Source organism: Clostridium sp., from assembly GCF_017888565.1.
Classification (GTDB): Bacteria; Bacillota; Clostridia; order Clostridiales; family Clostridiaceae; genus Clostridium.
The window spans coordinates 1-10,711 of sequence record NZ_JAGHFX010000009.1; the positions used below are offsets into that span (position 1 = coordinate 1).

16 protein-coding genes and 1 pseudogene are annotated in these 10,711 nt (G+C 30.5%); all 17 read left to right on the forward strand.

Features of this window, described 5'->3' with window-relative positions; all coding sequences use genetic code 11:
* On the forward strand, positions 1-223 hold a 223-nt coding region (locus tag J7M87_RS01480; protein ID WP_291647975.1), incomplete at its 5' end, for a hypothetical protein.
* Between the two features lie 51 nt (positions 224-274).
* Positions 275-967: a hypothetical protein gene (locus J7M87_RS01485; RefSeq protein WP_242983096.1), complete on the forward strand. Its 693-nt coding sequence runs from the start codon at positions 275-277 to the stop codon at positions 965-967.
* 129 nt (positions 968-1,096) lie between these two features.
* Positions 1,097-1,528, forward strand: a complete 432-nt coding sequence (locus J7M87_RS01490) for a phBC6A51 family helix-turn-helix protein (RefSeq protein WP_291647980.1) — start codon at positions 1,097-1,099, stop codon at positions 1,526-1,528.
* A gap of 271 nt (positions 1,529-1,799) precedes the next feature.
* Positions 1,800-3,560, forward strand: coding sequence for a terminase (locus tag J7M87_RS01495; RefSeq protein ID WP_111931663.1), 1,761 nt, complete (start codon positions 1,800-1,802; stop codon positions 3,558-3,560).
* Positions 3,561-3,571: 11 nt separating this feature from the next.
* On the forward strand, positions 3,572-4,924 hold the full coding sequence (locus J7M87_RS01500; protein ID WP_291647985.1) for a phage portal protein: 1,353 nt from the start codon (positions 3,572-3,574) through the stop codon (positions 4,922-4,924).
* Complete coding sequence (locus tag J7M87_RS01505) at positions 4,911-5,639, forward strand: minor capsid protein (RefSeq protein WP_291648004.1); 729 nt, start codon at positions 4,911-4,913, stop codon at positions 5,637-5,639. Before J7M87_RS01500 ends, J7M87_RS01505 begins: the two co-directional genes overlap by 14 nt.
* A 15-nt stretch (positions 5,640-5,654) precedes the next feature.
* The gene (locus J7M87_RS01510) at positions 5,655-5,861 is read left to right on the forward strand and encodes a hypothetical protein (RefSeq protein WP_111931657.1); all 207 of its coding nucleotides are present in this window, start codon (positions 5,655-5,657) and stop codon (positions 5,859-5,861) included.
* A gap of 132 nt (positions 5,862-5,993) precedes the next feature.
* A complete protein-coding gene (locus tag J7M87_RS01515; RefSeq protein WP_272470821.1) occupies positions 5,994-6,629 on the forward strand; it encodes a DUF4355 domain-containing protein in 636 nt (211 codons plus the stop codon).
* A gap of 12 nt (positions 6,630-6,641) precedes the next feature.
* Positions 6,642-7,001 (forward strand): hypothetical protein, encoded by a 360-nt coding sequence (locus J7M87_RS01520; RefSeq protein WP_291647991.1) that lies wholly within the window; start codon positions 6,642-6,644, stop codon positions 6,999-7,001.
* A 14-nt stretch (positions 7,002-7,015) separates the two neighbouring features.
* Complete coding sequence (locus J7M87_RS01525; RefSeq protein WP_291647993.1) at positions 7,016-8,047, forward strand: major capsid protein; 1,032 nt, start codon at positions 7,016-7,018, stop codon at positions 8,045-8,047.
* A gap of 80 nt (positions 8,048-8,127) precedes the next feature.
* Complete coding sequence (locus J7M87_RS01530; protein WP_291647995.1) at positions 8,128-8,427, forward strand: collagen-like protein; 300 nt, start codon at positions 8,128-8,130, stop codon at positions 8,425-8,427.
* 36 nt (positions 8,428-8,463) lie between these two features.
* A complete protein-coding gene (locus tag J7M87_RS01535; protein WP_365844134.1) occupies positions 8,464-8,748 on the forward strand; it encodes a hypothetical protein in 285 nt (94 codons plus the stop codon).
* Positions 8,749-8,758: 10 nt separating this feature from the next.
* The gene (locus J7M87_RS01540; RefSeq protein WP_291647998.1) at positions 8,759-9,169 is read left to right on the forward strand and encodes a DUF6751 family protein; all 411 of its coding nucleotides are present in this window, start codon (positions 8,759-8,761) and stop codon (positions 9,167-9,169) included.
* A gap of 1 nt (position 9,170) precedes the next feature.
* Positions 9,171-9,530 carry a minor capsid protein gene (locus tag J7M87_RS01545; RefSeq protein ID WP_291648001.1) on the forward strand — a complete coding sequence of 120 codons (360 nt, stop codon included), beginning with the start codon at positions 9,171-9,173 and terminating at the stop codon, positions 9,528-9,530.
* Positions 9,527-9,958, forward strand: a complete 432-nt coding sequence (locus J7M87_RS01550) for a chloramphenicol resistance protein (RefSeq protein ID WP_111931643.1) — start codon at positions 9,527-9,529, stop codon at positions 9,956-9,958. Before J7M87_RS01545 ends, J7M87_RS01550 begins: the two co-directional genes overlap by 4 nt.
* Before the next feature lie 5 nt (positions 9,959-9,963).
* Positions 9,964-10,440, forward strand: a pseudogene (locus tag J7M87_RS01555) (hypothetical protein); the annotation flags it as partial.
* 197 nt (positions 10,441-10,637) lie between these two features.
* A partial coding sequence (locus J7M87_RS20385) for a DUF6673 family protein (RefSeq protein WP_365844141.1) occupies positions 10,638-10,711 on the forward strand: 74 nt, incomplete at its 3' end.

The following is a 10,711-nucleotide window of genomic DNA, read 5'->3' on the forward strand; positions in this document are numbered from 1 at the left end:
AAGCGAGGTGATAAAGGTGGGGAAAGTTAAAAAGAAAGATTATGTATTCTTAAGCAAATGGGAAGGACAAGATCTAAAATGTGCATGTATGTTTTTTAATCCTAAATGTGATAGTAAGGTATGTGAAGAAATCGAACTATCTTTATTGCCATACCAGGACTTAGAGAGCTGCATGAAGGAAAGAAGATATGAGCGTAGAAAAGGTGCCTTAAGGCAGAAATAATTCTGATATCGTGCAAATGAAAGGAGTGTGTATAATGGTGCTTGATGGAATATGAAAGATGAAACTATTATTAAATGTGATAGGAATAAATTAAAAGACATATTAGGTATAAGTATTAATGCACTCAAGCTAGTAGAAAAAAGAGATAATCTAGAATATAGGTTGAGTAAATGTGGTTATGAATTAATAGATAAATATAAGGTTAAAAATAAATATATTTATGTTATTAAGAAGAATAACTCAGAGCTAAAGAAGAAAATCGGTAGCATGTATAACACTAATAGAACTGATAAATTCATTAATTATTTTAATATAAGGACCATAGAAGTACCTAAGACAATAAAAGAGATAGCGGAAGAATCTAAGGTCGCAGAAAAGACAGTAATTAAGTGGGATAATACATTGCAGGATAAAAGAATATTATCAAAGGATGGCTTTTACTATTTTAAGATAGATAGAAATAGCAATCAGATCACAGAGATAAGCAAGGAGGAATATAAATCCTTCTGGAAAAATAAAGTTTATCTGAAGGCCTTCGCTGATTTAAGAATGAAATATATCAGGGGAGAAATATCCCTTACAGAATTTCAGTTAACCAGTGGAGATATTGCGGTAATAATAAGCATGATAGAGAATAAGCATTGTTTTAAGATTAAAAAGTACAAGGTAAATCGAAATGAGATTTATGAGTACACTAGAAAAATAATAGATGAATATCAAAAGGGTGTCGTTTTTGAGGGGTAATTACATGCTATATATTATATATATAAGGTGTAATTGTATGCTGAAAATGAAACCTTTTTATCATAGGTTTAGATGTTAAATATAATAATAGATTAATGTTAAGGCGTTAAGAGAGTGAGGTGATAGAGCATGGCCAATAAAACATTGAATGATAAGCAGATTAAGGCTATTGAATTATTGGTGCAAGGTGAGAGTATATCTGATGTTGCGAAGATTATAGGGGCGAGCAGAACTACTGTTTCAACGTGGAAGAACAAAGATGAATTGTTTAAGGCTGAGTTGGACAAGTCGCTTCAAGCGCTTAAATCTGATGTAGAAACACAAATAATGAACAATATAAATCCTTTAACCGCTAAGTTAATTAAGATAGCATTGAAAAGTAATAGTGATAAAACGTCCCTAGATGCCATTATATATACACTGAATAGAGTGTTAGGAACTCCTACTAATAAGATACAGGATATAAACAATGACAATAGCAAGAATGAAATAGTGGATATAGACGATATGCTGAATGATATAAGCGATAACAAGGTGATAGAACTACCTAAAGTTAAATAGTATTTCGCATTGATACGTACGAAATGATAGGTTTATTAGTAAAAGTTTATTAATAGTAAACAAAAAATAATAAAACTTAACTCTAAGAATGGCTTAAATAGGTACTTTTACATGACTTCGTGAAAACAAGATTTAGCGAAATGATTCTCTATAGGAGAATTGCTCTCCAAAAGGGTGGGGTAGGTTCTAAATTAGAAATTGCCTTAAGCCTGTCGGCGGACTCCATAAAATTTTATTATATTTTTTATTCTCAAAGAAAAGAGGTGATAGCATGATTTATTTTGATAATAGATTATTTGAGAAAGAAAACTTATATGAATTATATATACTGAAAAAATACCTAACCAAACATTATGATGAAGAAAAGGCTATCGCCTTAATTAAAATGAATTCACATAGGTTAGATGATTTAGCAATGGCACTAGGGAAAAATGATATAGAGTTCTTTTGCTTGTATTTTATGAGCGACACTTTTGTTGTTAAGGATAATAATACTGCAAGAGCATTATCTAAGGGACATTATGAACTATGGGAACTTGCTAATGATATATTTGTAGCCGATAAATTTGATAAGGCAGCAATAATAGAACCTAGAGGATTTGCTAAAACAACTATATTTGATATGGCGGTTAGTGTATGGCTACATTGTTATAAAAGGTCTTTATTTACATTATTAGGTGCTAAAACTGATACTGACGCAACTCAATTCCTTGATTCAATTAAGAAGGTATTCAACGAAAATCATAAGATAATTAAGTGTTTTGGTAAATTGATAAATGTTAAATCCTACAAAACTAATAACGAAAGATATACAGTAAATGCTAATGAGGTTGAATTTACTAATGGTACTTATATTAAAACAGTTGGTTCCGGAACTTCTGTTCGTGGTGCTAACTGGGGAGGAATAAGGCCTACTGTATTTATTGGTGATGACTTTCAAGACGAAAAGAATATACTTACAGATGCAGCAAGAGAAAAACAATATTCTAAATGGACTAAAGAAATAGAAGAAGTTGGAGATAAAGCAGTATATAGAAATGGTATCAAGATAAAGGCAGCTACTAAGGTAATCGCTATAGGAACAGTATTGCATGTAGATTGCCTTATGAGTAAATTAAGTAGGAATAATGATTATTACACTATCTTAAGAAGGGCTATCGTTCTAAATGATGATGAAACTGTAGAAGATATATTCGAAAGCGAATTATGGCGAGAATGTCATGATATATATTTTGATGAAAAACTAAATAAGGATGAAAGAAAAATCAAAGCTAAGCAATTCTATGAGGATCACAAGGAAGAAATGCAATTTACAACCTGGTGGCCCGAAAAATGGGATTGCTTTAATGATTTAGCGGTTAAATATTGGGAGGATAGAAGGTCATTTATGAGTGAATTAATGAATGATGCAACTTCTATTGGGGAGAAATGGTTTAAATCAGTAGCAACACAAACCAAAGAAGAAATAGAGCAACATGATTTTACTAAAACGATGATGTCTATAGATCCAGCTAGTACAACTAATAAGAAATCAGATAGTACAAATATAATGGTTGGAAGTAAAGCAACTAATGATTTTACTTATATAAGGGATTTGGTCCATAGAAAACTTACTTTTAGTCAATATTGCGAAAAGGTTGTTGAGGTTCTAGAAAGAAATCTTGACGTAACTCATATAAACCTTGAAAAAAATACATACCAAGGTGCTGACGTTGAAAAAATAAAAGAATTGATAGGAAAAAGCGAAATACTAAAAAGAAAAAAATATATATGGATTAATGAAATGCAAAAGAAAAATAAAGATGAAAAAATTAGCACAATTATAGATCAAGTGAATAATGGACAGATAATAATTGTATCTGACATGGAAGATAGTAAAAAAGCTATTGATGAAATTTTAGATTTTCAAGGTCAATTATATAGCGTACATGATGATGCTCCTGACAATCTGGCAGAATTAGAAATAAAACTTAAAACAATAATAGTTTCAAGGAAAGTAAAAATCCTTGATAGAAGATTATTAGGATTATAGGAGGTGATAATTTGAAAATTAGTGATATTGTAAAAAAAATATTTAAAAAAGAAATTGGACTAAACCTTAATAATCCAGAACATTTAGCGCTGGTTAAAAAAGTTTATGGTTCATATTATGTTTTTAAAAATATTTATACGAAGATGTATCAATACTATAAAGGCGATACTGATGCAATAAAAAAATATCTTTTTATAACAGAAAGATCTAATCTAAAAATTAATGTTAATTATATTAAAAAATTCATAAAAGAAGAAGTAGCTTACACACTTGGGAATGATATTACTTATGAATCTAGAAATGATAATGAAAGCGTGGTAAAGGATATTGAGTACTATACAGCTCATTGGAATGAGTTGCACGATACTGATGTTATGAAATACCTTCTTATTTTTACTAAAGTATATGAACTTTATTATATTGATGATAAAGCGGATTTTTGTTCGAAGATAATAAAACCTACTGATGGATATGCTTATTACGATAAAGCTTCCGGTAAGATTTTATTTTTTATTCATGCATTCAAAAATGATTTTGATAACACAACTACTTATGTTGATGTTTATACAGATGATTTAATTTATCACTTTGATGCTAAGTTTAATGAAATTGCTTCTCCTACAACTAATATATTTGGAGAAGTTCCAGTAACTATAGGGGAGCTCACTGATGAAAATATAGATGATAGTTTATACAAGGATATGAAGGGGCTACAAGATGCATTTGAAACTAATTTATCTGATATCGGGAATGAAATAAGTGATTTTAGAAATGCTTATTTACTATTTAAAAATGCACAGATTGATCCAAAAGAAGTTGGTGATATGAAAAAGCTAGGAGTAATTCAATTTCCAGAGTCTAGTAATGGTGATGCTCAATGGTTAATTAAAAATATAAATGATACTTTTATTCAAAATACTTTAGATAGATATCACGATACAATGTATGAAATAGCTTGTCATATAAATCACAACGAAAAGTTACAAAGCAATCTTAGTGGAATTACATTAAGGTCCAGACTTATTGTATTAGAAAACAAATGTGGATTAGAAATAAAAGCACATAAAAACATAGTTAAAAATAGAATTAGGTTTTTATTCATCTATCTAGACTTGAAGAAAAACAAAATGTATGACTATAAAGACGTTAAAGCTTTATATACTCCTAATATTCCAAGTGATGATTTAGCAACTGCTCAAATGTTAGCTCAAGTTCCAGAGAGGATTATTTCCAAAGATACTGCTAGAGGATTGTTTAGTTTTGTAAATAATAAAGTAGCTGAAGCTGAAAAAGTTAAGAAAGAGCAGGAAGAGGAAATGCCACAAGTTGATTTAGGTAAAGAATTAGGTGATGAAATTGACTAAGGAAGAAAAGTTTATAGAAAGTCTTTATAAACTAGCGGAAAAACAGTTGAAAATAATATATAGGCATAAAAGACTTAATAGAGATGTGCTTTTACAAGAAGTAGCTAATATTTTATTAACTTATACTATTGCAAATGATGTTATGGTTATGGATAGTGCAACTATTGAAAAAGAATACAAAAAAATGTCTAAATTAATAATTGATATATCAAAAGGTGAAGCAGCTTCTCAAGAAAAAATAATTGAAGAATTATTAAGTACTGTAGTCAAGGAAACTTTTAGTTTTTATAACTACAACAAAGGCTTGAAAGATGTAAAAAAGATAATAGAAAGTAATTTCAAAGGTAAACATTTTTCTGATAGAGTTTGGGAGAATGAAAAAGAAGTAGCTAACCATTTGCATAGAAAAGTACAAGATTTCCTTAAAGGGAAGGTGAATGTAAATCAAATTAGAAAAGATATAGAAAAAACATTCAATATGAGTGCTTATAACAGTAAAAGGTTAGTAGAAACAGAAGTTTCTAGGGTTTCAAGTAATGCCTTTGATAGGTATTGTGAGGAAACAGGAGTTAAGAAAGTTAGATATAATGCAACTTTAGATAGTAAGTTATGTGATGATTGTGGGAAATATCACGATAAAGTATTCGATATTAAAGATAAGTTAGAAACGCCAAGGCACCCTTGTTGTCGCTGTTTCTACACAATCGAGGAATAAGGGGATGATATATAAATGGAACGATTTGAAGTAGTAGTGAGAATGAAAAGTGGCGATACTCATATATTTCTGACAGATGATAGTGATATATGTGATCGCGTTATTGATGAAATGAATTTAGGTAGAGATTTTATATCAATAGAAGGTCATTTGTTAATTAATCTTGATGAATTAGAATCAATTTCAAATAAGCCTATATTAGTAATAAATTCTAAGTCTTAGGAAACTAAGGCTTTTAATTTTGCTCTTAAATCGTCTTGTGTGCTTTATGTGTACAAGGGGTATAAATACATTACTAAGTTAAATAATTTTGTGTCACAAGGCTCATAGAGGTTTGTGGGATAAGGAGGATATATGTTAAAGAAAGAATTATTAAAATTAATAGAAAAAGCTGGTGATGATGAAAATATAGATTCATTACTAGAAAATAGTGATTTAGCTAAGTCACTACAAGCTAGTGGACTTACCTTAGAGGCCTTTAAGGAAAAATTAAAGAATGATAAAGACTTTAAAGCTTTTATTGATAGCGAAAATGACAAGTATCATAGTAAGGCTTTAAAAACTTGGAAAGAGAATAACTTAGAAAAGGAGCTTGAACCTTTTATTAAGGATAAGTATCCAGATTTGGTTACGGATCCAGTACAAAAGAAGGTGCTAGAACTAGAAAAGGAATTAGAAAAAGAAAGACAAGCTAATGCGAGAAAAGACCTATTAACTCAGGCTATAAAATATGCAGCAGATAAAAAATTACCTGCCAGTGTAGTTGAAAAGTGCTTAGGTGAAGATTTTGATAAAACTAAAGAAGTTATAGATTCTATAGCTGATGATTGGTCTAAAGGTCTTGAAGCAATAGCTACTGAGAAAATGAAACAATCTAGTTATATACCAGGTAAAGGAGCAGATGGAAAAACAATTAGTATTGGAGCTTCTATTGCAGCTCAAAACAATTCAAAATCAAGTGCTCCAAGTAATCCTTGGGGCGATAAATAAGGAGGAGTATTTATGTATTTTAAAAAGATAAATTATGAAAATGATATGGAAATTTTGGTTACTGAAAAGAATTTAGTAACTTTTTCAGCAACAGTTGCATCAGCTGGGGTTGATGCTAATGCTGAAGGAAAGAAAATTGTAAAAGCAGGTGCTTTTATAGATGCTTCAGGAGCTGTAGTTAAAAGTAGTGAAGATACTTTTCCAGGAACACCTGTTGGAGTACTTTATCAAACGGTTGATGTAACAAACGGAGATATGCCATGTAGTCTTATTGTAGAAGGTTATTTAAGAGAAGATAGAGTTCTAGATGGATATACTCCTACAGCTAAAGGTTTAGTTAAAGAAAAATTACCAAATATAAAATTTAGATAGGAAGGTGAAATAATATGCCAAGATTAGAAGAAGTTTTTAATACTAATGAATTAGTTAATTATTTTAAAGAAAGAAAGGTTGCTCCTATGTTAGGAGAGTCACTTTTCCCAGAAAAAAAAATACAAGATATAGAGTTTGATATGATTCTAGGTTCAGGAGGACTTCCTGTAAGTGCAGAAGTTCATGCTTTTGATACTGAAACACAATTAGCTTCAAGAGAAGCAATTGAAAAAGGTGTAGCAAGCTTAGCTCTTATAAAGAGAAAAATTAAAATAGCAGAAAAAGAAATCATAAAGATAAATAATCCAAGAACTGATTCAGAGTTAGCTTTTGTTTTATCTCAACTTTATAATGATGCCGAAAAAATGACTGATTCAGTTAAAGTTAGAGTTGAAGCAATGAGAATGGAACTATTATCTACAGGTAAAATTGCTATTAATGAAAATAAAGTAAAAGTAACAATTGACTATAAAGTTCCATCTGGAAACAAAAAGTCATTTACATGGAACACACCAGATAGTGACACTCCATTAGATGATTTAGCTACATTAGCTGATGCGGTGGAAGCTGAAAGTGGATCAAGACCAACTAGAGCATTGACATCTAGAAAAGTTGTTAAAACTATTTGCAATTGCGTTAGTGTAAGAAAGGCTATTTATGGAGTTAATAGTGATAAAATTGTTACTTTAGCTGCTTTAAATGAATTATTAGCTCAATTGGATTTACCACAAATTGTAGTTTATGAAGGAAAATATAAAAAGGAAACTGCTAAAGGTTTTGCGACTGCAAGATACTTCCCTGAAAATGTAATTGCTATGTTTGGTGATGAAACTCTAGGCGAAACTATTTATGGGTTAACCGCTGAAGAAGTTAAGTTAATTGGTGATGGTAAGATGGAATCTGCTGAAATATTAGATAATAAGATATTCGTTGGAACGTATACTTCTATAGATCCAGTTGGAGAATTTACCAAAGCTGTTGCTACTGCATTACCAACACTTCCACATGGAGAAGAATTAGGAATAGGAACTATTACTTTACCCTAATCCCGCCCTAGAGACATCTAAAGTTGGTAAAGCTAGGGTAGGCAAAGCAAAAGTAGGTAAAGAATAGGAAGGTGATATAAATGGCATATCAAAAACATACGTGGCAAGATGGAGAATTAATTACACATGAAAGATTAAATGCTATAGAAAATGGGATAGCAGAAATAGAATTGACTCCTGGGCCACAAGGTCCAACGGGACCAAAAGGAGATAGAGGGGAAACAGGACCACAAGGCCCTAAAGGCGCAGATGCAGTAATTAATAAATTAAATAAAGTAGATGCTTTAACTGCTGATTCTGCAACTACACAGCAAATAGCAACTGCGTTTAATAATTTAATTGCAGATTTAAAAGCGAAAGGATTTATGAATAATCAATAGGAGAGTACCTAAGTACTCTCTTTAAATTTATAAGGAGTGGTAATTTTGACTTTAGAAGAGAAAAATGAAGCTAAGGCTATTCTAGTCATTAGAAATTACCTTAATAGAAATTTTAATGACGAATATATAAAAAAGAATTATGGCTTAGCTATAGATCAGTTGATAGAAAATGCAAATAAAATCAATGCAACTAAACCAGTAGGGGTAAAATCTATGAGTGAAGGGAATCAATCTATATCATTTGAAAGTAATTTGGAGGCTTGGGCTATAACTTCTGATGTAAAAGCATTATTACCAGCTCAATATGTTCGGATGTATTAGAGGTGATGCCGTGAGAGTATTATTTAAAAATGCAGATATAACTATTTACAATAGATATTATGATAATTCTTTAGGTGCAGATAGATACCAAAGAACTGTTATTAAGGGTGTAAACTGGCAAGGTAAAAGAAATGGAACTGTAAGTGATAAAGGATTACTTTTAGCTGATAGTACACTAATTTTCATAGATAAGTTAGATAACTACGTAAGTCCGAAAAGATTTGCTAAGTTACAACTTATGGAAAGAGAAAAATATTTTACTTTTGCTCCAGGAGATAAAATTGTAAAAGGTGAAATTGACTTTGAAGTTATAGGAATACAAGGGCATAGAATATCTGATTTGGAGAAAGAATTTGATGATGTTATAACAATTAAATCTGTTACTGAATTTTCAGGACATTTTCAAGTAGAAGGTGTATAGCATGGCTACTAATGTAAGAATAAAGATGGATGATACAGGTAAAATTCTTTTAAAAAGATATCTTAATAAAGATGGCCAAGCTCAAGAAAAATTTACTAAGGAAGTAGCTAAATATAGTGACAATTATGTTCCATTCCAAACTGGTAGATTAAAAAATATGATGATTGAAATACAAACTAGCAAGATTATTTATAAAGCTCCATACGCAAAGAAACACTATTATGGCAACAAAGGAAATGGGAAACAAGGTACTTCGGTAGGAGGACTTAGAGGTAAGTTTTGGGATAAGCGTATGTGGAATGATAGAGGTAATGATGTAGTAAAATCTATAGCGCAATTTGTAGGAGGTAGAGCTAAATGATAATAGATGCTTTGAGAAATTATATTAGAAATTGTCCTCATTTAGATACCTTCAATAATGCTATAAAAGTTAATGTGAATTATTTAGAAGGTAATCCAGATACTTATTCTATAGAAGAAGTTCCTATAAATCCAATAGTAAGAAAATATGTTAATGGTGATAGTATAAGACAATATGCTTTTATATTTACTTCTAGGGAGCCTTATGGGATTGATGTATTGCAGAATATAGATAATAGTGGATTTTATGAAAAGTTTGCGGATTGGATAGAAAACAATAATGATAAAGGGATATTTCCGTTACTTGATAATGGATTAGAACCTTTATCCATAGAGGTCACAAGTACTGGATATGCTTTTGCAGTAACAGAAGATACTGCGCAGTATCAAATAAATTTAAGATTAAAGTATTTTAAGAGAAAGGAATGAATTAAATGGATATTAGAAAAAGAAAAGTACAAGCTAACTACTTAAAAGTCAAAGAAGCTTTTGAACTATTAGGAGCAGGATTTACTGAACTAAATGAAAGTCCTTCAGCTCAAACAACTTCTAAGAGGTATATAAATCAATCAAGTTCTAGTCAAAGTGTAACAGGTTATGAGTGGTCAACATCATTTAATACAGATCAAATAGCTTCTGATAAAGCAATAGAGTATATAAGAAATATTGGAGAGATGCAGTTAACCGGCGCTTATACAGAAACAGAGTATATAATAGTTGATTTAGATAAGAAGTCTTCTGAAGAAAATAAGTTTAGAGCTAGAAAATTTAAAGTTGCTATTGCTGTAGATAGCTTTGATGATAATGATGGGGAATTAGGAATTTCAGGTACTTTTTTAGGACAAAGTGATCCAATTGAAGGAACTTTTGATACTTCTACAAAGACATTTGAAGAAGGATTTACTAAGAAGATTGTTGATGTAGCTTATGCTAATACTGGTTCAATAACTGAAATATCTGTGCCAGGAATAACGTTCAATGATAGTGAAGATAAATTTAAAGGAGTTCCTTTTGATTTAGATAAATTTACATTTAAAGATAATGGAGCTTTAAAGACTGCTACATTAGGAAATAGCTGGACTATAAAATAGAAATGGGGGAATGTTAAATGATAATTAACGGTGTTGAGTTAGAAGATATAGATTTCTATGATTTAGAAGTGGCAGAAAAATATGATAAGTC